The organism is Geodermatophilus sp. SYSU D01186 (genome assembly GCF_054050215.1).
In genome coordinates, this window is the sequence record NZ_JBJGYW010000051.1 from 1 (window position 1) to 21,540 (window position 21,540).

19 protein-coding genes, 1 tRNA gene and 1 riboswitch are annotated in these 21,540 nt (G+C 75.4%); of the genes, 8 read left to right on the plus strand and 12 right to left on the minus strand.

Annotation, left to right across the window (positions count from 1 at the left end; genetic code table 11):
- Nucleotides 1-122: 122 nt before the first annotated feature.
- Entirely contained in the window at nucleotides 123-983 is an 861-nt protein-coding gene (locus ACI784_RS23710) for a DUF72 domain-containing protein (RefSeq protein WP_457015158.1), read from the minus strand.
- Between ACI784_RS23710 and ACI784_RS23715 the strand changes: the two genes are divergently transcribed.
- Nucleotides 982-1,359, plus strand: coding sequence for a VOC family protein (locus ACI784_RS23715; protein ID WP_456923227.1), 378 nt, complete (start codon nucleotides 982-984; stop codon nucleotides 1,357-1,359). The two genes, ACI784_RS23710 and ACI784_RS23715, sit on opposite strands and share 2 nt — an antisense overlap.
- A 163-nt stretch (nucleotides 1,360-1,522) precedes the next feature.
- Here ACI784_RS23715 and groL read toward each other — a convergent pair whose 3' ends face one another.
- The 3 genes from groL to thrC all read right to left on the minus strand — a co-directional run bounded on the left by groL (nucleotide 1,523) and on the right by thrC (nucleotide 5,141).
- Nucleotides 1,523-3,151 (minus strand): chaperonin GroEL, encoded by a 1,629-nt coding sequence (gene groL / locus ACI784_RS23720; protein WP_456923226.1) that lies wholly within the window; start codon nucleotides 3,149-3,151, stop codon nucleotides 1,523-1,525.
- Between the two features lie 285 nt (nucleotides 3,152-3,436).
- Complete coding sequence (locus ACI784_RS23725) at nucleotides 3,437-3,637, minus strand: cold-shock protein (RefSeq protein ID WP_091218572.1); 201 nt, start codon at nucleotides 3,635-3,637, stop codon at nucleotides 3,437-3,439.
- A 202-nt stretch (nucleotides 3,638-3,839) separates the two neighbouring features.
- Entirely contained in the window at nucleotides 3,840-5,141 is a 1,302-nt protein-coding gene (gene thrC / locus ACI784_RS23730; protein WP_456923225.1) for a threonine synthase, read from the minus strand.
- Between the two features lie 12 nt (nucleotides 5,142-5,153).
- Nucleotides 5,154-5,282, minus strand: a riboswitch (SAM riboswitch).
- A gap of 60 nt (nucleotides 5,283-5,342) precedes the next feature.
- Here thrC and ACI784_RS23735 point away from each other — a divergent pair.
- Nucleotides 5,343-6,164, plus strand: a complete 822-nt coding sequence (locus ACI784_RS23735) for an HAD family hydrolase (RefSeq protein WP_456923224.1) — start codon at nucleotides 5,343-5,345, stop codon at nucleotides 6,162-6,164.
- Between the two features lie 42 nt (nucleotides 6,165-6,206).
- Here the strand turns inward: ACI784_RS23735 and ACI784_RS23740 are convergent, their stop codons facing one another.
- From ACI784_RS23740 to ACI784_RS23765, 6 genes are all read right to left on the minus strand, one after another.
- On the minus strand, nucleotides 6,207-7,121 hold the full coding sequence (locus ACI784_RS23740; RefSeq protein WP_457015159.1) for an ABC transporter permease: 915 nt from the start codon (nucleotides 7,119-7,121) through the stop codon (nucleotides 6,207-6,209).
- Nucleotides 7,118-9,970: an alpha/beta fold hydrolase gene (locus ACI784_RS23745; RefSeq protein WP_457015160.1), complete on the minus strand. Its 2,853-nt coding sequence runs from the start codon at nucleotides 9,968-9,970 to the stop codon at nucleotides 7,118-7,120. Before ACI784_RS23745 ends, ACI784_RS23740 begins: the two co-directional genes overlap by 4 nt.
- Nucleotides 9,971-10,080: 110 nt before the next feature.
- Entirely contained in the window at nucleotides 10,081-11,256 is a 1,176-nt protein-coding gene (locus ACI784_RS23750; RefSeq protein ID WP_457015161.1) for a LytR C-terminal domain-containing protein, read from the minus strand.
- Between the two features lie 605 nt (nucleotides 11,257-11,861).
- Nucleotides 11,862-12,224, minus strand: coding sequence for a DUF3263 domain-containing protein (locus tag ACI784_RS23755; protein WP_456923220.1), 363 nt, complete (start codon nucleotides 12,222-12,224; stop codon nucleotides 11,862-11,864).
- Between the two features lie 80 nt (nucleotides 12,225-12,304).
- The gene (rarD, locus tag ACI784_RS23760; RefSeq protein WP_456923219.1) at nucleotides 12,305-13,222 is read right to left on the minus strand and encodes an EamA family transporter RarD; all 918 of its coding nucleotides are present in this window, start codon (nucleotides 13,220-13,222) and stop codon (nucleotides 12,305-12,307) included.
- Nucleotides 13,223-13,264: 42 nt separating this feature from the next.
- Nucleotides 13,265-13,696 (minus strand): CBS domain-containing protein, encoded by a 432-nt coding sequence (locus tag ACI784_RS23765; protein ID WP_456923218.1) that lies wholly within the window; start codon nucleotides 13,694-13,696, stop codon nucleotides 13,265-13,267.
- Nucleotides 13,697-13,780: 84 nt separating this feature from the next.
- Here ACI784_RS23765 and ACI784_RS23770 point away from each other — a divergent pair, with 84 nt between their 5' ends.
- From ACI784_RS23770 to ACI784_RS23780, 3 genes are all read left to right on the plus strand, one after another.
- Nucleotides 13,781-14,191: a DUF5313 family protein gene (locus ACI784_RS23770; RefSeq protein ID WP_456923217.1), complete on the plus strand. Its 411-nt coding sequence runs from the start codon at nucleotides 13,781-13,783 to the stop codon at nucleotides 14,189-14,191.
- 35 nt (nucleotides 14,192-14,226) lie between these two features.
- Nucleotides 14,227-14,640 carry a Rieske (2Fe-2S) protein gene (locus ACI784_RS23775; protein ID WP_456923216.1) on the plus strand — a complete coding sequence of 138 codons (414 nt, stop codon included), beginning with the start codon at nucleotides 14,227-14,229 and terminating at the stop codon, nucleotides 14,638-14,640.
- A 92-nt stretch (nucleotides 14,641-14,732) separates the two neighbouring features.
- A complete protein-coding gene (locus tag ACI784_RS23780; RefSeq protein WP_457015162.1) occupies nucleotides 14,733-16,280 on the plus strand; it encodes a M20/M25/M40 family metallo-hydrolase in 1,548 nt (515 codons plus the stop codon).
- Between the two features lie 50 nt (nucleotides 16,281-16,330).
- On the opposite strand, the gene ACI784_RS23785 is transcribed toward ACI784_RS23780, so the two are convergent.
- Together ACI784_RS23785 and ACI784_RS23790 are read right to left on the minus strand one after the other, a co-directional pair.
- Nucleotides 16,331-16,403: transfer RNA gene (locus ACI784_RS23785), tRNA-Thr, on the minus strand.
- Nucleotides 16,404-17,009: 606 nt separating this feature from the next.
- Nucleotides 17,010-17,636 (minus strand): hypothetical protein, encoded by a 627-nt coding sequence (locus tag ACI784_RS23790; RefSeq protein ID WP_457015163.1) that lies wholly within the window; start codon nucleotides 17,634-17,636, stop codon nucleotides 17,010-17,012.
- 150 nt (nucleotides 17,637-17,786) lie between these two features.
- Here ACI784_RS23790 and ACI784_RS23795 point away from each other — a divergent pair, with 150 nt between their 5' ends.
- From ACI784_RS23795 to ACI784_RS23805, 3 genes are all read left to right on the plus strand, one after another.
- Nucleotides 17,787-18,563 (plus strand): ABC transporter permease, encoded by a 777-nt coding sequence (locus tag ACI784_RS23795; protein WP_457015164.1) that lies wholly within the window; start codon nucleotides 17,787-17,789, stop codon nucleotides 18,561-18,563.
- Between the two features lie 105 nt (nucleotides 18,564-18,668).
- Nucleotides 18,669-20,054: a trypsin-like peptidase domain-containing protein gene (locus tag ACI784_RS23800; protein ID WP_457015165.1), complete on the plus strand. Its 1,386-nt coding sequence runs from the start codon at nucleotides 18,669-18,671 to the stop codon at nucleotides 20,052-20,054.
- A gap of 157 nt (nucleotides 20,055-20,211) precedes the next feature.
- Entirely contained in the window at nucleotides 20,212-21,417 is a 1,206-nt protein-coding gene (locus ACI784_RS23805) for a DUF445 domain-containing protein (protein WP_456925890.1), read from the plus strand.
- Nucleotides 21,418-21,540 lie beyond the last annotated feature (123 nt).

Genomic DNA, 21,540 nt, shown 5'->3' on the forward strand with positions numbered 1-21,540 from the left:
GTTAGCGTGGGACACGAGACCTCCGAGCATTCGGGCGTGGCGTCAGCACCCACACCTTCGCTCGGAGGTCTCCTCGTTGGATCAGGCCTCGGCGCCGTCAACAACGCTCATGGGCAGTACAGCTAGGTGCCCGGCCTCGGCTGGGCCGGCGCGGGCAGGCCCGGCGTCCGCTGGTCCGGATCCCAGGCGGTGCCGAGGGCCTGGTCGGCGGTGGGCACGCGGGTCGGCGTCCCCCCGGCCCGGCGGACCGCCTCGGCGAAGTGGACGGCGTCGATGGTCGCCGCCCCGCCGGGGTCGTTGTTGAAGTACACGAGGACGTCGTCGTCCGGGCCCCAGGTGGCGGCCAGGCGGTCGGCCCACAGCTGCAGCGTGCCGGGCCGGTAGCGCCAGTCCTCCACGCCGGTGTGGAACCGCAGGTACCCCCAGTCGGTGGTGCGCCACAGCGGCGTCACCGGCTGCTCGTCTCGGTCGGCCCAGCACAGCGCGGCCCCGTAGCGCTCCAGGAGGGCACGGACCTCGTCGGTCCACCAGCTGTCGTGCCGCGGCTCGACGGCGACCCGCGTGCCGGCGGGGAACTGCGCGAGGCACTCCCGCAGCAGGTCGGGGTCGGCCCTCAGCGTGGGCGGCAGCTGCAGCAGGACCGTGTCCAGGCGGTGCTCCAGGCCCTCGGCGCGGGCCATCAGCCGGGCCACCGGCTCCTCCGGCTCGCGCAGTCGCTTGACGTGGGTGAGGAACCGGCTGGCCTTGACCGCCCACCGGAAGTCCGGCGGGGTGCGCTCCCGCCAGGCGACGAAGGTGGCGTGCTCGGGCAGCCGGTAGAAGGCGTTGTTGCTCTCCACCGTCGCGAAGAACTCGGCGTAGTGCTCCAGCCACAGGCGCTGGGGCAGCTTCGGCGGGTAGAAGCGCCCACGCCAGTCGCGGTACTGCCAGCCCGACGTCCCGATGACCACCGCCACGGACAGCCGCCTACCCTGCGCGGTCATGGCCGACGCACCCGCCCGTCTCAAGGACCTCTGCCTCGACGCCCGCGACCACCAGGCCCAGGCCGACTGGTGGTGTGCCGCCCTGGGCTACGTGCGGCTGGCCGACCTCCAGCCCGGGGACTACCGGTCGCCGCGGCCCCCGGAGTGGCCGGTGCCCATCGCCGACCCCACCGGCGCGGGGCCGGTCATCTGGCTCAACCCGGTGCCCGAGGCGAAGACGGTCAAGAACCGCATGCACCTGGACGTCGTCGGCGACACCGCCGCCCTCGTGGCCGCCGGCGCCACCCTGCTGCGGGCCAAGGACGACGAGGTCGCGTGGGACGTGCTCGCCGACCCGGAGGGCAACGAGTTCTGCTGCTTCGCCGCGGAAGGCTGAGGCCCCCTCCGCGAGATCGGCGATCTCGTGGCGATCAGCCCCACCGGACCCACGAGATCGGCGATCTCGTGGGTTCCACAGGCGGTCCGGAACGCCGACAGGGGCGGCCCGCCGAAGCGGACCGCCCCTGCCGGGCAGTGCTGGTACTACGCGAGGGCGGGACTCAGAAGTCCATGCCGCCCATGCCGCCGTCGGCGCCCGGCATGGCCGGAGCGGCCTTCTCCGGCTTGTCGGCGATGACGGCCTCGGTGGTGAGGAAGAGCGCCGCGATGGAGGCGGCGTTCTGCAGCGCCGAGCGGGTCACCTTGGCGGGGTCGATGATCCCGTTGGCGACCAGGTCCACGTACTCGCCGGAGGCGGCGTTGAGGCCCCAGCCGGTGTCGGAGTTGCGCACCTTCTCCGCGACGACGCCACCCTCGAGGCCGGCGTTGACGGCGATCTGCTTCAGCGGCGCCTCGAGCGCGACGCGCACGATGTTGGCACCGGTGGCCTCGTCACCCTCGAGCTCGAGCTTGTCGAACGCGACGGCGGTGGCCTGCGCCAGGGCGACGCCACCACCGGCGACGATGCCCTCCTCGACGGCGGCCTTGGCGTTGCGCACCGCGTCCTCGATGCGGTGCTTGCGCTCCTTGAGCTCGACCTCGGTCGCGGCACCGGCCTTGATGACGGCGACGCCACCGGCCAGCTTGGCCAGGCGCTCCTGCAGCTTCTCGCGGTCGTAGTCGGAGTCCGACTTCTCGATCTCGGCGCGGATCTGGTTGACCCGGCCGGCGATCTGGTCGCTGTCGCCGGCGCCCTCGACGATCGTCGTCTCGTCCTTGGTGACGACGACCTTGCGGGCGCGGCCCAGCAGCTCGGTGCCGGCGGACTCCAGCTTGAGGCCGACCTCCTCGCTGATGACCTGGCCCCCGGTGAGGATGGCGATGTCGGTCAGCATGGCCTTGCGGCGGTCACCGAAGCCGGGGGCCTTCACCGCGAGGGACTTGAAGGTGCCGCGGATCTTGTTGACCACCAGGGTCGCCAGGGCCTCGCCCTCGACGTCCTCGGCGATGATCGCCAGCGGCTTGCCCGACTGCATGACCTTCTCCAGCAGCGGGAGCAGGTCCTTCACCGAGCTGATCTTGCTGTTGACGACGAGCACGTACGGGTCGTCGAGGACGGCCTCCATGCGCTCGGCGTCGGTGACGAAGTAGGGCGAGATGTAGCCCTTGTCGAAGCGCATGCCCTCGGTGAGCTCGAGCTCGAGCCCGAAGGTGTTGCTCTCCTCGACGGTGATGACGCCTTCCTTGCCGACCTTGTCCATCGCCTCGGCGATGAGCTCGCCGATGGCCGGGTCAGCGGCGGAGATCGACGCGGTGGCGGCGATCTGCTCCTTGGTCTCGACGTCCTTGGCGGTCGAGAGGAGGTACTCGGTGACCGACTCGACGGCCTTCTCGATGCCCTTCTTCAGGGCCATCGGGTTGGCGCCGGCGGCGACGTTGCGCAGACCCTCGCGGACGAGCGCCTGGGCCAGCACGGTGGCGGTGGTGGTGCCGTCACCGGCGACGTCGTCGGTCTTCTTGGCGACCTCCTTGACCAGCTCGGCGCCGATCTTCTCCCACGGGTCCTCGAGCTCGATCTCCTTGGCGATGCTCACACCATCGTTGGTGATGGTGGGGGCACCCCACTTCTTCTCGAGGACGACGTTGCGGCCCTTGGGGCCGAGGGTCACCTTGACGGCGTCGGCGAGGGTGTTCATGCCCCGCTCGAGGCCGCGGCGAGCCTCTTCCTCGAAGGCGATCATCTTGGCCATGTGGTGATGTCCTCCATGCATGGATCGCTGCACGGCCGGGTTCGGCGCCCGCGACGGACGACACCGGTGGTGCGGGCACTCCGTCGGCCCGCGCACCAGCGCCTCACCGCATCCGACCTGATTGGCACTCGGCACTGTCGAGTGCCAATCGAGAGTCTGGCACTCGCCCCTGCCGAGTGCAAGAACGGGTGGGGAGGAGGCCGCTGTTCCCGCGGATCCGGGAGGACGACGGAGGCCCGGTCCCCCCGCAGGGTGACCGGGCCTCCGTGTGTCTCGCGGTGGTTCTCAGGCGACGCGGACGGCGTCGGCCTGCGGACCCTTCTCGCCCTGGACGACCTCGAAGGTGACCCGCTGGCCCTCGTCGAGGCTCTTGTACCCGTCCATCTGGATGGCCGAGTAGTGGACGAAGACGTCCTGGCCGCCGTCGACGGCGATGAAGCCGAAGCCCTTCTCGGCGTTGAACCACTTCACGGTGCCCTGTGCCACGTGTGCTCCCACGTTTCGTGCGTGCGGACGACCCCCGCGAACCAGGAGGCCGGGTCTAGCTCTTCCGCCCGCCGAACACGAACGTGGAACTGAAACCGCGGGAGAACGTACAGCACGAAACGCGTGGTGAGAGCAAACTCACGCACGCGTCACCCCGGATCGGGGGACACCCACCGACCCGGACGGTGCCGACCCTACGCGGTCAGCCGATGAGGCCCGCGGCCCGCACCGACTTCAGCGAGGGCTCGACGACGTGCGTCGGCCCCACCACCGGCTCGAGCGGGTCGAGGGTCTTGAGGCCCTCGCCGGTGTTGAGGACGACGGTCTCCTTGGCCGGGTCCAGCCGGCCGTCCTCGACCAGCTGGCGCAGCACCGCGACGGTGACCCCGCCGGCGGTCTCGGCGAAGACGCCGGTGGTGCGGGCCAGGTCGCGGATGCCCTGGACGATCTGCTCGTCACCGACCCGGCCCACCGATCCGCCGGTGCGGCGGATGGCGTCGAGGGCGTAGGGGCCGTCGGCGGGGTTGCCGATGTTCAGCGACTTCGCGATGCCGGTCGGCTTCACCGGCTTGACGACGTCCCACCCGTTGTCGAAGGCGGTGGCGATCGGGTCGCAGCCGGCCGACTGGGCGCCGAAGATCGTCCACTCGGAGGCCTCGACGATGCCGGCGGCGGTGAGCTCGCGGAAGGCCTTGTCCACCTTGGTCAACAGCGACCCGGACGCCATGGGGATGACCACCTGGGCCGGGATCCGCCAGCCGAGCTGCTCGGCGATCTCGTACCCCATCGTCTTGGAGCCCTCGGCGTAGTAGGGCCGGACGTTCTGGTTGACGAACGCGGTGTCCTCGAACTCGTCGGTCTCGGCGAGCTCGCTGGTCAGCCGGTTGACGTCGTCGTAGGAGCCCTCGACGGCGACCAGCGTCTGGCCGTAGACGGCGGACTGCACCACCTTGCCCGGCTCCAGGTCGGCGGGGATGAAGACGAACGAGGGCAGCCCCACGCGGGCGGCGTGCGCGGCGACCGAGTTGGCCAGGTTGCCCGTGGAGGCAGCGGCGATCTTGGTGTAGCCCAGCTTCTTGGCGGCGGTGGCGGCGAGGCTGACCACGCGGTCCTTGAACGAGTGAGTGGGGTTGGCGGAGTCGTCCTTCACCCAGAGCCCGCCGGTGAGGCCCAGCTCGGCGGCGAGCCGGTCGGCGCGCACCAGCGGGGTCAGGCCCGGGTCCAGCGAGACGCGCGAGGCCGGGTCGTGGCCCACCGGCAGCAGGGCGACGTAGCGCCAGATGTTCTGCGGGCCGGCCTCGATCTGCTCCCGGGTGACCGCCCGCATCACCGCCGGGTCGTAGTCGACCTCGAGCGGGCCGAAGCACTCGGCGCAGGCGTGCTCGGCGATCAGGCCGAAGGTGGCGCCGCAGTTGCGACACACCAGCCCGCGGGCGGGGTTCTGCGGGATCGGGCCACCGCCGGACGAGTCGGCCTGGACGGAACCGGGAGCGGTCAGGGTCATGCGACGACTACCTCCTCATCTTCCCCACCCCGGGCCGTCGAGCCGGGTGGGACGGAATTGGCACCTTCCGCTGTGCGAGCGCACAGACGGCGGTTGCCGGGGCTTCGTCGGGCCGTGTCCCTCTGCCCCTCTGGATGAGTGGAACGCCGTCGACTCTACCCACGTGGGCAGCGCCCCAGGGGGCCGGGCCAGGATGGGCCGGTGAGCACGCGCGTCGTCTACACCGACCTCGACGGCACGATGGTCGGCCCGCGGGGCTCCTTCTGGCACACCGCGAGCCGCGACCTCACCGCCTCGCCGGCCACCGCGCTGCTCGACCTGCACCGCGCCGGGGTGGAGTTGGTGCTGGTGAGCGGGCGGACCTACGAGCAGGTCGTGGAGGCGGCGCGGATCTTCGCCGCGGACGGCGCGATCGCCGAGCTCGGCTCGGTGGTCAGCTGGGACGCCGGGCGCAGCGTGCACCACCTCACCGGCGACCTGCCCGCGGAGTACGCCGACCAGGCCCCGATGGACGTGATGGAGCGGCTGGGCGTGGTCGACACGCTGCTGGCCCGCCACGCCGGCCGGCTGGAGTGGCACGCGCCCTGGCACACCACCCACCGCACCGACGCGCTGCTGCGGGGCCGGGTCGACCCGCTGGCGGTGGACGCCGAGCTGGCCGCGATGGGAGCCGGCTGGCTGACGCTGAAGGACAACGGCTCGATCCCGGCGACGGGCCGCATGACCCTGGCGCCCGAGGCGCTGCCGCCGCGGGTCTACCACCTGATGCCGCGCGGCATCTCAAAGGGCGCGGCGATCGCCTGGGACCTCGAGCGCCGCGGCCTCACCCCCGCCGACGCGGTGGCGATCGGCGACAGCGTGAGCGACCTGGAGATGGCGCCGGCGGTGGAGCGGTTGTGGATCACCGCGAACGGGGCCACGGTCGACGGGATGGCCGACCTGCTGGCCGCCGTCCCCAACGTGACCGTCACCGACGCGCCGATGGGCGAAGGCTGGGCCCAGGCCGTCCGCGCGAGCCTCTAGCGGAGGCTGGGAGCGCAGGTTTCCTGCGCTCCCAGCCTCCGCTCAGGAGGTGACGTCGCGGCGGGCGAAGTGGCGGAAGGCCAGCGCCGTGAAGACCGCCGCGTAGACCAGCGACTGGACGACGCCGCGGAAGAGGTCCCCCGAGTCGACCGGGGTCTGCAGCAGGTCGGTCCAGGCGAACTCCTCCGCCGTGGGGAACCAGTCCCGGATCGAGCCCAGCTGCTCCACCTGGTCGAGGATCGCGAAGACGAACATCGTGAACACCGCGCCCCCGACGGCGGCCAGCGGGGCGTCGGTGATCGTGGAGAACCAGAACGCCAGGGTGCCCACGACCAGCAGGTGGACGGCGAGGTACCCGACCATGCCGGCCAGCCGCAGGAGCCCCTCCCCCTGCGGCAGGGTCACCCCGACCGGGGTCTGGATGGCCTCGAACCCGAACGCGATGCCGCCGGCGACCAGCCCGACCAGGACGAGGGTCAGCAGGGCGCCGACCGACAGCACCAGCGCCGCGTACCACTTCTGCCGGAGCAGCCGCATGCGCGGCACCGGGGTGGCCAGCGTGTAGCGCAACGACCCCCACTGCGCCTCGGCGGCCACGGTGTCGCCGAAGAACAGCGCGTAGACGACGACCAGGAAGAAGCTCGTCGTCGCGAAGAGCACGAACAGGGTGAAGTTCAGCCCGCTGGACGTGGCGACGTCGACCAGGTTGAGCCGGTCGTTCTCCGCGGCCTCCTCGCTGGCGCCCAGCTGCAGGGCGGCGATCAGGACCAGCGGCAGCGCCACCATGAGCGCGAGGACGCCGATGGTGCGCCGCCGCTTGAACTGCCGCCGCAGCTCGACCGACAGCCGCAGGGTGCGCTCGGGCCGGTAGCCGGCCACCGCCCCGGTGGGCTGCACGTGGCCCTCGGCCGGGACGGCCGACCGGGCCAGGTCCTCCGCCGCTCGCTGCGTCGTCATGACTCCCCCACCAGCGCCAGGAAGGCGTCCTCGAGCCGACGGCGCGGCGTGAACTGGTCGACCTCGATGCCCTCGGCCACCAGGGCCTGCAGCGCCCGTGCCCGGCTGGTGCCGTCCAGCTCGGCCACCAGCCCCTCGTCGGTGCGGCCGGCGGTCACCCCGGGCAGCGCCTCCAGGGCGGCGATCGCCCGGTCGGTGTCGGCGTCGTCGGCCAGGCCGACGAGCACCGCGCCACCGACGCCGACGATCTCCTCGACCGTCCCCTGCGCGATCTTCTGCCCCTTGGCCATGACGACGACGTGGCTGCAGGTCTGCTCGATCTCGCTGAGCAGGTGGCTGGAGACGATCACCGTGCGGCCGGTCGCGGCGTAGGAGCGCAGCACCTCGCGCATGGCGTGGATCTGGGGCGGGTCCAGCCCGTTGGTCGGTTCGTCGAGCACCAGCAGGTCGGGCAGGCCGAGCATCGCCTGGGCGATCGCGACCCGCTGGCGCATGCCCTGGCTGTAGCGGCGGACCGGGCGGTCGATGGCCGCGCCGAGGCCGGCGACCTCGATCGCCTCCTCCATGTGCGCGTCCTCCGCCGGCCGGCCGGTGGCCGCCCAGTACAGGCGCAGGTTGTCCCGGCCGGACAGGTGCGGCTGCAGGCCGGTGCCCTCGACGAAGGAGCCCAGCCGGGAGAGCACCGGCGCGCCGGGCCCGGCCGCGTGGCCGAAGACGCTGATCCGCCCCTCGGTGGGCCGGATCAGGCCCATGAGCATGCGCAGCGACGTCGTCTTGCCGGCGCCGTTGGGGCCGAGCAGGCCGAGCACCTGGCCGCGGCGCACCTCGAAGGAGAGGTCGCGGACGGCGACGAAGCCGTCCTTGTAGGCCTTGGTGACGCCGGTGAACCGCAGTGGCACGTCCTCACCGTCGGGCTCGACCGCCGAGACGCGGCGGCGCCGGCGGCGGCCCCACAGCACCGCCGCCACCCAGCCGAGCAGGCCGAGCCCCGCGAGCACGCCCAGCAGCACCCACCAGCGCGACGTGCCGCCGACGCCGTCGGCCTGCGCCTGGACCTGCGGGACGGCGAGCGCCGCGCCGTCCCCGCCGGCCAGCGCGACCGAGTAGACGGCCGACTCCGCCGGCAGGGCGAACGCCTGGTCGGTGGAGGAGACCACCAGGCGCATCGTGTGCCCGGCCTCGAAGCGGTGCACGATCCCCGGCAGGGTCACCGGCACCGTGGTCGGCGCGGTGGGGTCGGCCGAGAGGCCGGTCAGCGCCAGCGGCGCGACCAGCCCCGACGGCAGCGTCATGCCGCCGTCCGGGCCGACGTCGTAGAGCTTCGCGAACAGCGTGGCGGTGCCCGACGGCGCCGCGACGGCGAGGTCGACGGTGGCCGCGCCGACGACCTCCACCGCCTCGTCCAGCGGCCGGCTGTCGAAGGCGGCGGCCTGGCCGGGGATCTCGATGGTCGTGCCGCCGAGCGCCGCGGTCACCGCACCGAGCCCCGGGTAGGTGGTCAGCGCCGACGGCGACCCGCCGGCCGGGGTGACGACGGGCTGCACGCCGCCGTCCAGGGCGACCGGGAGACGGTCGGCGGCGGCCGAGCCGCTCAGCCCCGGGTAGCGGTCGGCGGTGACGGTCTGCGATCCGCCCTGGACGGTCAGGCCGCTGCCCACGCCGGTCGGCTCCGGGAACTCGAAGCCGGTGCCGGGGTCGGGGCCGCGGGCGGGGTCGTCGCCGTCGCGCAGGTGCCGGTCGAACCAGCCGGCCACCTGCTCGCGCAGCCGCTCGGTCGTGCGCTCCGATGCCTGCGCGTCGTGGCCGCCGGCGTACCAGACGACCTTGACCGGGGCGCCGGTGGCGGCGATGCCGCGGGCGTTGGCGTCGGCCTGGTCGAGGCCGAACAGCGAGTCGCGGGTGCCCTGCACCAGCAGGGTGGGCACGTCGATGCGGTCGAGCACGGTCGCGGGGCTGCTGCGGTCCAGCGCGGCGGCGATCTCCGGCGTCAGCGTGCCCGTCGCCGCGGCAGTCTGGTAGGCGGCGCAGATGTCGGCGCGGAACCGCCCGCAGGTCAGCAGCTGCTGCACCGCGGCCGGGTCGGCCGAGGCGGGGTCCACCGGCAGCGCCGTCGTCCCGGCGTCCGCCGGGGCGCCGTCCGCCGCCGCGTCGTCGCCGCCGAGCGCGGCGGCCAGGCCACCGGACGGGGCGCCGCCGATGCTGAAGAACAGGCCGGCCCAGACCCGCTTGAACACGCCGGCGTCCGTGCTGGCGGGGGTGGCGGCGACCGTGCCGGCGTCGTCCTGTCCGACCTGCGAGGGGAACAGCGCGGTGGTCAGGGAGTTCCAGGTGATCTGCGGGGCGATGGCGTCGACGCGGTCGTCGTAGGCGGCGCCGAGCAGGGCCAGCGCCCCGCCGTAGGAACCGCCCGCGACGCCGACGCGCGGGTCGCCGTCCCCGTCGAGGAGGACGTCGTCGCGCTCGGCCAGCCGGTCGAGCAGCGTGGAGAGGTCGGCGACCTCGAAGCGCGGGTCGTTCAGCCCGATCTGGCCGGTGCTGGCCCCGAACCCGCGCGCGGAGTACGTGAGGACGACGTAGCCCCGGCCGGCGAGGTCGCGGGCGTCGTCGGCGACGGAGTCCTTGCTGCCGCCGAAGCCGTGCGCGAGGACGACGGCCGGCGCGGGCTCGTCCGCGGTCGCGGAGGCCGGCACGTAGACGGTGGTGTCGAGCTCGACGGCGTCCGCACCCGCGCCCGAGGGGACCCGCGCCTCCTCGGTGCTGACGTCCTCCGCCGCGGCGGCCGGCGCGGCCGGTGCGGCGACGAGCAGGATGCCGGAGAGCAGCGGGGTGAGCAGGGCGGCGAGCGTCACGCGGGCGCCGGAGCGCGGGCGGGGACGCGCGGGCCCGCGGAGGGGACGCACGGAGCGGCCAACGGACGGTGGCGTCCCGGTGTTCCGGGACGGCGCGCCGCGCAGCCGCCTCAGGGCCGCCACTCGCCGGTGGTGACCACCACCAGGCCGGGGACGGCGACGTCCGGCACCTCGAAGAAGCGCTCCACCGGCCCGGTGATCTGCGGGAACTGCTCGACCAGCTGGACGGCGGCCTGCCGCTGGGTCCCGTCGCCCTTGGTGAAGTAGACGGTGGTGACCGCGACGTCGCCGCCCTGGTACTGCCCCACCCCCGGCGACTCCCAGCCCTGCGCCCCGAGCGCCGCGGCGACGTCGGCGGCCAGGCCGGTGACGCCCGTGGCGTTGAGGACCGTGACGGGGGCGCGCACCGGATCGGCCGGGGCGGCGTCGGCCGGCGGCAGCGGCGCGACCTCCAGCGGCGGGAGGGCCGAGCTCGGCGCGGCGGGGGCGGCCGTCGACGAGGGGGCGGCCGAGGCGGTCCGGTCGGTCGAGGTCTCCTGCGGGTCCGAGCCCGCGAAGGAGTAGACGCCGAGCACGAGCAGCGCCACGACGGCCACGGCGAGCAGACCGGCGGCGGCGCGGCGCACCCCCGAGCCGCGGCGGCCCTCGCCGTCGGCGTCGTCGAGGCGGGCGGCGGTCGACCCGCCGCCGCTGCGGCGGGCGGCCTTGCGGCGCTCGGCCTCGGCGGCCTGACGCTCGGCGCGGAAGGCGGCCCGGCCGCCCACCACACCGGTGTCGGTGCCGGTGTCCGGGCCCCGGTGGCGGTCGGTGTCGGCCTGCGGGCCACGCTCGTCGTCGGCCCGGTCGCGACGGTCGGCGTTGCGGTCGGGGATGGCCTCGGTGGCCGGCGCGGGGGTCCGGCCGGCCCCGCTCCCGGCCTGCTCCCGGACCGGGTTCCGGTCGGGGATGGCCTCGGTGGCCGGCGGCGGTGCGGCGTCCCGGGTGCGGGACGGGCTGGTCCAGTCGCGGTAGCCGGGCGCGGCGTCGGACGGGCCGGAGGCCGCGGCCGGCCGGTCGCCCCGGGACGGCCGCGGGGACGACGGCTCGACGGGGTCGGCGTCGGCGGGGTGGCCGGTCGGCGCGGCGGGACGGCGCTCCGCCCGCTCCTCACGCGGCCGGCCGGCCGGGGACGCCGGCTCGTCCGGGGAGGGGTCGGGCCGGGGGACCGCCTGGAACGGCGCGACCGTGGTGCGCGGCGCCGCGGGGGCGGCGGGTGCCGACGCCGCCGGCGGCAGGGGCAGCCGCACGCGGGTCTCCGGCGCCGGCTCGGCCGGCCGGGGGCGGGCCGGCGGGGGCACCGGACGCGCCGGGGCCGCTGCGCGCGCCGCCGCGGGGGTGGCGCCGGAGCGTCCCGCGGCCGGACCCGGGAGCGGTGCGGCGGGAGGACCGGCCGGCGCGGCGGCGGACCGGCCGGCAAGGGGGGCAGCGGACCGGGTGGCGGCCGGAGGGGCGGCGGGCCGGCCGACGACCGGGCCGCCGCCGGGACGCCCGGACGCCGGCGGAGCCGCGGGACGGCCGGAGGCCGGGGCGGCCGCGGGACGGCCGGAGAACGGGGCGGCCGCGGGGCGGCCGGAGGCCGGAGGGGTGACACCCGGGGCAGCAGCCGCCGCCGTGGGCAGCGGCCGGGACGGCGGGCGGCGGCGGCCCGGGTCCTCCCCTGCGTCGAGGAGGCCCTCACGCCGGCGGTCGGCGCGGCTGCGGCCCGGCGTCGTGGGGTGGTCGCTCAGGTCCGGCTCGGCCGCCACCGGGGGTGGCGGGCCGTCCGTACGGCGTCGCCCGTGGGGGACCGGGGCGGTCCCCCGGTCCGATATGTCACTGCCTGACGCGGCGTGCCTGCCCACGGTGACCAAATCTAAACGGCGGAGCCCCTGTTGCCCAGGACGTGGGACGAACGACGCTGTCCCCGTGCGTCCCGCAGCCGGCGCAGGCGGCGGACGAGCAGGGGATCGGCCTCCAGCGCGGCGGGCCGGTCGACCAGGGCGTTGAGCACCTGGTAGTAGCGCGTCGGCGCGAGCCCGAACCGCTCTCGGATCGCCGTCTCCTTGGCACCGGGCCGTCGCCACCACTGCCGCTCGAAGGTCAGCATCTCGTGCTCGCGCCGGGTCAGGGCGCCGGCGGGGACCGGCGCCGGCTCCGTGGGAGGCGCTTCGGGTGTGGGAGGGGGCGGCACCTCGCCCCCCGGCGGGGAGACCGCGGGAGCTGGTTCGGCAGACATCGGACGTCCTTCTCCGGTGGTGGTGAGAACTCGACGGTAGCCCCGCCCACCGACATCCCGGGACCCGGACCGGCGCGCCGTCAGACCGGTGCGACCGCCGCCTCGGCGGCCCGCCGGCGGCTGCCCGCGCGGGCCTGCCGGAGGCTGTCGACGGTGAACACGGCCAGGGCGATCCAGACGATGACGAAGCCCGCGAGCCGGGCCGGCGGCATCGGCTCGTGGTAGACGAACACGCCGATCGCCAGCTGCATCAGCGGCGTGACGTACTGCAGCAGCCCCACCGTCGACAGCGGGATGCGGCGGGTGGCCGCGGCGAACAGCAGCAGCGGGATCGCGGTCGCGACCCCCGAGCTCATCAGCAGCAGCAGGTGGCCGACGCCCGCGGAGCCGGCGGTCCCCTCCCCCTGCGCGTGCAGGACGGCGAGCACCACCGCCGCCGGGACGGCGACCAGCGCCGTCTCCACGAACAGCCCGGGCGCCGCCTCCACCCGGACCACCTTCTTCATCAGCCCGTAGAGGCCGAAGCTGACCGCCAGGGCCAAGGCGATCCACGGCGGGCGCCCGTAGTCGACGGTGAGCACGGCCACCGCGACCGCGGCGATGCCGACCGCCGTCCACTGCAGCGGCCGCAGCCGCTCGCTGAACACGACGACCCCGAGCAGGACGCTGACCAGCGGGTTGATGAAGTAGCCGAGCGAGGTCTCGACGACGTGGCCGGAGTTGACCGCGTAGACGAACACCAGCCAGTTGACGGCGATCAGCAGCGCCGCGCCGAGCAGCACCAGCAGCGAGCGCCGGTCGGTGGACACCGCACGGACGTGCGACCAGCGGCCGACGACGGTCAGCAGGCCGGCGACGAACAGCAGCGACCACAGCACGCGGTGCGCCACGATCTCCAGCCCGCCGGCCGGCTCCAGCAGGGGGAAGTACAGGGGGAACAGCCCCCACATGCCGTAGGCGGCCAGCCCGGAGGCGACCCCCGAACGCCGCTCGTCCACCGGGGAACCGTACGCCGGGGGCCGCCCGCGGTGCGGCAGCCCTCAGGAGGTCTGGATGTAGTCGACGAGCTGGGCGCGCTCGTTCTCCAGCTCGTCCAGGCGCGCCTTGACGACGTCCCCGATGGACACGATGCCCACGAGCCGGCCGCCGTCGACGACCGGCACGTGGCGGACGCGGTGGTCGGTCATGGTGCGGGCGAGTTCCTCGACCCCGGCTCCCGGGGCGCAGGTGTGCACGTCGGCGGTCATGACGCTGGAGACGGGGTCGGTGAGCAGTCCGGCCCCGCGCTCGTGCAGGGCGCGGACGACGTCGCGCTCGGACACGATGCCGTCGACGGAGCGCCCGTCGGCGGAGACGACGAGGGCACCGACGCCGTGCTCGGCGAGCAGCGCGAGCGCCGTGCGGATGCTGGCGGAGGCCTCGACGGTGGCGACGTGGGCGCCCTTGCGGCGTAGCAGCTGGGTGATGTGCACGGGACCTCCCCGGGCGAGACGGCGGGAGCAGTGTGCTCCTGGCCACAAGTCCCCGGCAACGCCGCCGAGGCCTACCGTCGAGGTGTGCCCATCCGGTCCACCCAGCGCCGCCCCACCCCGCTGCAGTGGGTGCGGTACGCGCTCGGGGCCGGGCTGCCCGCGGAGCTGGCGCCGTGGGTCCTCGCCGACACCACCGAGCGGGGCTGGGTCCGCCGCCACCTCACCCGCGCCCTCGTCCAGCTGCTGCCGGTGCTCCTCCTCTGCCTGACGGTGGTGGCGGTGCCGCTGGCCTACCGGCTCTCGGCCGCGGCCGGCGGCCTGCTGCTCGGGTTGTTCTTCTCCCTCGCCTTCATGACCGAGACCATCGAGCACCGGGTGGCCAAGGCCGGCTACCCGGCCGGGACGGCGGCGAGGTTGCGCGCCGAGCGCGCCGAGCGGGAGCAGCGGGAGCGCCGCTCCCCCTACCGCCGGGACGGCGCCGGCAGCTTCGACTGACCAGGCCCGCCGGCCGCGTGGGGGACGATCCCGTGGTGAGCCCGCCCGCCTGCCCGTCCCGCCGCACCCTCCTCACCGCCACCGGCGCCGGCCTCGGCGTCCTCGCGCTGGCCGCGTGCGGAGGAGCCGAGGCCCGCGCGGTGGCCGACACGGGCAGCGGCACCGTCCTGGCGCGGCTGGAGGAGGTGCCCGAGGAGGGCGCCCTGGAGCTGGCCCTGGGCGACCGCCACGTGCTGCTGGTGCGCGCCGGGGACGCGGTGGCCGCGTACGACGCCGAGTGCCCGCACCAGGGCTGCACGGTGCGCCCGACCCGCGGCGGCCGGCTGGTCTGCCCCTGCCACGGTTCCGCGTTCGACCCGGTCGACGGCGGGGTGCTGCAGGGTCCGGCCACCGTCCCGCTGGCCCCCGTCGACGTGGTCGTGACCGGCGGCGAGGTGCGGCTGGCCTGAGGGCCACCCGGTTGACGGACGTGACGTGGGTCACGGATGGTGCTGGTGGCTGCGGAACGCCGTTCCGACCCGCCCCGGACAGAGGAGCCTCCGTGCACCCATCCCTCCGGCGCCGCTGCGCCGCACCGGTCCTGCTCGCCCTCGTCTCCCCCGCGCTCGTCGCCTCGCCCGCCGGGGCCGCCGACGGGCCGGACACCTCCGCGCTGCGCGACGCGGTCACCGTGGAGGGGGTCGCCGAGCACCTCGAGGCGTTCCAGCAGATCGCCAAGGACAACGACGGCACCCGCGCCAGCGGCACGCCCGGGTTCGACGCCTCCGGCGACTACGTCGCCGACCGCCTCCTGGACGCCGGCTACCGGGTGACCGAGCAGGAGTTCGCCTTCCCCTACTTCGAGCAGACCGCCCCGGCGACGTTCGTGCGCACGGCGCCCACCGAGCGGGCCTACACGGCGGAGGACTTCGCCGTCGCCCAGTACTCGGGCTCGGGCACCGCCTCGGCCCCCGTGCAGGCGGTGACCGACAACCTGGTCCCGCCGCCGCCGGAGCCCAACAGCTCGACCGCCGGCTGCCAGGCCGAGGACTACGCCGGCTTCGTGCCCGGCAACATCGCGCTGGTCCAGCGCGGCACCTGCACCTTCGGGGAGAAGGCCACCGTGGCGGCGGCCGCGGGGGCGAGCGCGCTGATCATCTTCAACGAGGGCCAGCAGGGCCGCACCGAGGTGCTGCAGGGCACGCTCGGCGGCCCGCTGCCCGCGGAGGCGGCCATCCCGGTGGTCGGCACCAGCTACGCCGTCGGCGAGGAGTTGACCACCCTCCTGGGCGCCGGCGAGGTGCGCGCGGACATCACCACCTCGACCGTGTCCGAGCAGCGCACCACCTCCAACTACCTCGCCGACACCCGGACCGGCCGCACCGACGAGGTCGTCGTCGTCGGCGCCCACCTGGACTCGGTGACCGCCGGCCCCGGCATCAACGACAACGGCACCGGGTCGGCCACCGTCCTGGAGATCGCCGAGCAGTTCGCCGAGCTCGGCATCGAGCCGCGCAACGCCGTCCGCTTCGCGTTCTGGGGCGCCGAGGAGTCCGGCCTGCTGGGCTCCACGCACTACGTCGCGGGCCTGACCGAGCAGCAACGGGCCGACATCGCCCTGAACCTGAACTTCGACATGCTGGGCAGCCCCAACTTCGCCCGCTTCGTCTACGACGGGGACGCCTCGGACACCCCCACGGCCGGGCCGGCGGGCAGTGCCGACATCGAGCGGGTCTTCCTCGACCACTTCGCCTCCGTGGGCCTGGCGACCGCGCCGAGCGCGTTCAACGGCCGGTCGGACTACGGGCCGTTCATCGCCCAGGGGATCCCGGCCGGCGGCCTCTTCTCCGGCGCTGAGGGGGTCAAGACCGAGGAGCAGGTCGCGCTCTTCGGCGGGACGGCGGGCGTCGCGTACGACGCCTGCTACCACCAGGCCTGCGACGACATCGCGAACGTCAACCTGGAGGCACTGGGCCAGCTCGGGGACGGCGCGGCCCACGCGGCGCTGTGGTTCGCCCAGGCCGAGACCCTGCCCGGCGCCCCGCCCGCAGCGGACCCGGGCGCCGGCGGGGCGGCCGGCGGCGGCTCCTCCGGGCACCCGGACCGCTGACGCCGGCCGGCGGTGGGGGTGCCCAGCGGCACCCCCGCCGCCGGTGCGTGAGCCGACGAGGGGACTCGAACCCCTAACCGCCCGATTACAAGTCGGGTGCGCTACCAGTTGCGCCACGCCGGCGGGTCACGGGGACGGACCCCGGCACCCAGGATAAGGACACCGCAGGGGACATCCCCGGCGGCACGGTCGGGACGCCGGCCGGGTCTGCTCCCGCGGTGTCGTGCGCGCCCTTGCGGTGGTGCACCACCGCGAGACCCGCAGCGGCACCGCAGGACCACCGGGGCCCCGGTCCGCGAAGCGGAGCCCCCGCCACGCGCAGTGGTGCACGCCCGGTGCTGGACGCCGCCGGAGCTGGGTCGTTCCGTGGTCCGTGCGCAGGTGCGGGACGGCGCTCCAGCCGGTGGGCGCCCCACTCGGGCCGGCACGTGGCGGGTGCCGCGAGGGAACGGGGTGGGTGCGATGGTGGAGGTCCGGCCGCCGGCAGGGCGACACCGACCGGGGGCGACGTGGGTCGATCGCGCCGCCGGCGAGCGTGCGTGGCGTCGCGCAGCCGAACTGCAGGCAGACGCCCGCGCGTGCCAGGAACGCGCCGAGGCGCTGCGCCGGCAGTTCGAGGCCCGCCGACGGCGGACGACGGCCGCCCGGCCGGGTGAGGACGGGCGGGACGCCGGAGGCGGCGGACCGGCCGGCGGTGGAGCTCTGGTGGACGGCGGCGCCCGTGACGGTTCAGGCGGCCGGGTCGCCGTGCCGGAGGTGGACGGCGGGGTCGCTGCCCGGTAGCGGGACGGCCGCCATCCAGCGGGCGAACCCGGCCGGGTCACGGCGCTCCAACTCGTCGAGGGTCTCCTGGCGGCGGGCCACGATCGCCTGCCGGGCCGCCGCGTCGAGGGGACCGGCCAGCGCGGCGGTCGTCCGGACCCACTCGCGGCCCAGGTCGCCGGTGGACAGCGCCGTCACCGGCGACGACATCACCACGGGCGGCCCGGGCGGCTGCACCCGGCGCACCGGGGGTCGGCTGCGCACCATCCACACCGTGAGGCCGGCCGTGACGCCGACGCCCGCGACCAGCAGCGTGAGGAGGGCGCCGCCGAGCGCCGCGGTGCCGGAGAGCACGAGGAGCACCACGACGGTGGCCACGGCCGCCTGCCACGCGGCCGCCACCGTCCTGCGACGGTCCTGGTGGGAGGACTCCCGCACGATGCCGGCCGCGAGGCACCCGGAGACCACCGCGGCGATACCGATGGCGGCCAGACCCGTCGGGGGCAGCGCGAGGCCACCGACCACGACGAAGCCGGTGGCGGCGACGAGGCCGACCCCCAGCAGGAGACGGGCGAGAGGTCCGCGGATGGGCACGGGGCAGCCTCCAGGACGCAGGCCGGACACAGGGGCGGGCGCCGCCCCCGAGCAGCGACCCGAGCCGCCCCTACCCAGATAACAGGCGGCTTGCACGCACGGTGGTGGCCGTGTCTACCAGCAGGCACCCGCCGGGCAGGATCGGCGCCCGTGGGTTCCTCCGTCGTCGACCTCGGCCCCCGGCTGGCCGTGGTCCTCGGCCTGCTCACCGCCCTGGCGGCCGTGGCGGGCCGGGTCTCGGGTCTCGGCCAGGACCGGCCGGTCGTCGTGGCCGCGCTGCGGGCGACGGTGCAGCTCGGCGTCGTCTCCGCCGTCCTGCTGGCCGTGGTCGGCTCGCTGCCGCTGTCGGTGGCCTTCGTGCTGCTGATGCTCGGCGTCGCGGCGGCCACGGCGGCGGGCCGGGCCACCGGGCTGCCGGTCCGCGCGCCCGGCGCGCTGCGCCGGGTGGGCACCGCCGCCCTGCCGGTGGCGGTCGGGGCGGCGCCGGTGATCGCCCTGGTGCTGGTCAGCGGCAGCGTGCCGCTGCGCGGCGAGGCGGTGATCCCGATCGCCGGCATCCTCATCGGGGGCGCGATGACGGCGACCTCGCTGGCCGGCCGCCGGCTGCGGGAGGAGCTCACCTCCCGGCGCGGCGAGGTGGAGGCGGCACTGGCGCTTGGCCTGCTGCGGCGGGACGCCGTCCTCGAGATCGGCCGCCCCGCCGCCTCGACCGCCCTCGTCCCGCCGCTGGACCAGACCCGCACCGTGGGACTGGTCACACTCCCGGGCGCGTTCGTCGGCGTCCTGCTCGGCGGTGGCAGCCCGCTGGAGGCCGGCGCCGCCCAGCTCCTGGTGCTCGTCGGCCTGCTCGCCGCGCAGGTCGTGGCCGTGTGGACGGTGACCGAACTCGTCGCGCGGGGCCGGCTGCTGGCCGACGTCCCCCGGTAGCGACGTCCAGCGACCTCACAGCGAGTCACCAGCAGCGGGGCAGCAGCGGGGCCGACAGTGGTCTGCGAGGGCAGCGGACCGCTGCTCGTGAGGAGGACTCGGACAGTGAGCGACTACGGCACCCCCCGCCCGGCGCCCGGCACGTGGGCGCCCCCGTCGGCGTGGCAGCCGCCGGTGCCGGCGCAGCCGGCCGGAGGACAGCCAGGCGCCACGCACACCGCGACGCACCCCGGCCCCGGCCAGCCGGCCGCACCGCAGCACGGCGCCGCGTACCCCGGCGTGGGCTACCCGCCCGCCGGGCAGCCGGTCCCCGGCCAGCCCGGCGGCCCGGGCGGCCCGGACGGCACCGCGCAGTTCCCCCCGGCCGGGCCCGCCCCCGAGCGGGGCCGGCGCTCCGGCAGCTGGCGGATGGGCATCGCCGGCCTGGTCGCCGGCGCCCTGATCGGTGGTGGCGCCGGTGCCGGCGTCGCCGTCCTCGCCGACGGCCCGGACGGCGGCGGCGGGTCGGTCGCCGCCCAGAACGTCACGATCACCAACCCGGAGACGGCCACCGCGGTCACCGCCGCGGCGGCCAAGGCGGCCCCCAGCGTGGTGACGGTCTACGTCACCGGCGCGTCGGGCTCCGGCAGCGGCTCCGGGGTCGTGCTCACCGACGACGGCTACGTGCTCACCAACAACCACGTGGTGAGCCTCGACGGCTCCGGCGGGCAGGCCACGGTCTCGGTGCGCACCTCCGACGGCACGCTGCACGACGCGACCGTCGTCGGCACCAACGCCGTCTACGACGTCGCGGTGCTCGACGTGGACGGCGTCTCGAACCTGACCCCCGCCACCTTCGCCGACTCCGACGACGTCCAGGTCGGCGACCTGGCGGTCGCGATCGGCGCCCCGCTGGGCCTGTCGGACACCGTGACCGACGGGATCATCAGCGCCACCGGCCGGGCCGTGGCCACCGGCTCCACCGAGGGCGACGCCACGGTCATCGACGCGCTGCAGACCGACGCGGCGATCAACCCGGGCAACTCCGGCGGCGCGCTGGTCAACGGCGCCGGTGAGGTCATCGGCATCAACACCGCGATCGCCACGGTGGCCTCCGGCGGCCCCGGCGGGCAGTCGAAGAGCGGCAGCATCGGGGTCGGCTTCGCCATCCCCGGCAACACCGCCCACCGGATCGCCGAGGAGATCATCCAGAACGGCTCCGCGGAGACGACCTACCTCGGCGTCAGCGCGCAGACCGCGGCCGCCGACGGCAACAGCGAGATCGGCACCGGCGCGCAGGTCGTCCGGGTCGAGCCCGGCACCCCCGCGGCCGACGCCGGGCTGCAGGCCGGCGACGTCATCACCGCCGTCGGCGACCGGGTGGTCACCACCTCCACCGAGCTGACCGCCGTGGTCCGCAGCGGGACGCCGGGAGACCGGGTGAGCCTGACGGTGCAGCGCGGCCAGCAGACCGACACGGTCGACGTGACGCTCGGCAGCACCACGGGCTGACCTGCCCGTGGACGGGGACGGCGGCGGGGTGCCTAGGCTGGGGGGGGGGGGGGGGGGGGGGGCGCCCGCCCCCCGCCCCCCCCCCCCCCCCCCCCCCCCGACCGCCCCGTTCGCCCGCTCCCTCGACGACCCGGAGCGGGCACGCGACCTCGCCCGGATGAAGCGGCTGGCCACGGGGCTCTTCCTCGCCGCCGCGGCCGTCTTCGTCATCTGCGTCCTCTTGGGACCCGAGACCGGGGCATGGGTCGGCTACGTCCGGGCGACCGCCGAGGCCTCGATGGTGGGGGCGCTGGCCGACTGGTTCGCCGTCACCGCGCTGTTCCGGCACCCGCTGCGGCTGCCGATCCCACACACGGCGATCATCCCGCGCAAGAAGGACCAGATCGGCGCCAGCCTCGGCGCGTTCGTCCAGGAGAACTTCCTGACCCGCGCGGTGGTCGAGGAGAAGCTGACCACGGTCGACGTCCCGGGCCGGCTCGGCGCCTTCCTCGCCGCCCCCGGACGGGCCGAGCGGCTGGCCGGGGACGCCTCGGCGGTGCTGCACTCGGTGGCCGACCTGCTCAGGGACGAGGACCTGCAGCCCGCCGTCGCCGCCCTCGTCGACCGCAAGCTGCACGCCACCCCCGCCGCTCCCGTGGTGGCCCGCGCCCTGGAGCTGGTCGTCGACGGCGACCGCCACCAGGAGGTGCTCTCGGCCGCGCTGCGGGGGCTGGCCCGCTTCCTCGAGGACAACCGGGTCGTCTTCCGCGCCCAGCTGGGCGACGCCTCCCCCGCGTGGGTGCCCGACTGGGTCGACGACCGCGTGTTCGACCGGGTCTTCGCCGCCGTCCAGGGCTTCCTCGAGGAGGTCGGCGAGGACCCCCGCCACGAGCTGCGGCGGGACTACGACGCCCGGCTGCGGGCCTACGTGCACGCGCTGCGCACCGACCCGGCGACCGCGGGCCACGTCGAGGAGCTGAAGAAGGAGCTGCTCGAGCACCCCGCCGTCCGGAGCTGGTCGGGGTCGCTGTGGAGCAACCTGAAGAACGCCGTCCTCGCCGCCGCCGCGGACCCGGACTCGGTCCTGCGCACCCGGGTCGCCGCGCTCATCCGCGACGGCGCGCGGCTGCTGCAGACCGACCCGACGGTGCGCGAGCTGGTCCAGCGGCGGGCGCACACCATCGCCGGCTCGCTGGTCGAGCGGTTCTCCGGCGACCTGGCCGACCTGGTGGGCGGGACGGTGGCCCGCTGGGACACCGAGGAGACCAGCCGCCGGATCGAGCTGCAGGTCGGCCGTGACCTGCAGTGGATCCGCGTCAACGGCACCGTGGTCGGCGGCCTGGCCGGCCTGGTCATCTACACCGTCGCCCAACTGCTCGGCTAGCTGTACTGCCCATGAGCGTTGTTGACGGCGCCGAGGCCTGATCCAACGAGGAGACCTCCGAGCGAAGGTGTGGGTGCTGACGCCACGCCCGAATGCTCGGAGGTCTCGTGTCCCACGCTAACG

What these genes read in the sequence shown, in the direction of transcription:
- ACI784_RS23715 (WP_456923227.1), top strand. Translation starts at nt 982, where the DNA reads ATGGCCGACGCACCCGCCCGTCTCAAGGACCTCTGCCTCGACGCCCGC.
- ACI784_RS23710 (WP_457015158.1), bottom strand. Translation starts at nt 983, where the DNA reads ATGACCGCGCAGGGTAGGCGGCTGTCCGTGGCGGTGGTCATCGGGACG.
- groL (WP_456923226.1), bottom strand. Translation starts at nt 3,151, where the DNA reads ATGGCCAAGATGATCGCCTTCGAGGAAGAGGCTCGCCGCGGCCTCGAG.
- thrC (WP_456923225.1), bottom strand. Translation starts at nt 5,141, where the DNA reads ATGACCCTGACCGCTCCCGGTTCCGTCCAGGCCGACTCGTCCGGCGGT.
- ACI784_RS23740 (WP_457015159.1), bottom strand. Translation starts at nt 7,121, where the DNA reads ATGACGACGCAGCGAGCGGCGGAGGACCTGGCCCGGTCGGCCGTCCCG.
- ACI784_RS23755 (WP_456923220.1), bottom strand. Translation starts at nt 12,224, where the DNA reads ATGTCTGCCGAACCAGCTCCCGCGGTCTCCCCGCCGGGGGGCGAGGTG.
- ACI784_RS23805 (WP_456925890.1), top strand. Translation starts at nt 20,212, where the DNA reads ATGAAGCGGCTGGCCACGGGGCTCTTCCTCGCCGCCGCGGCCGTCTTC.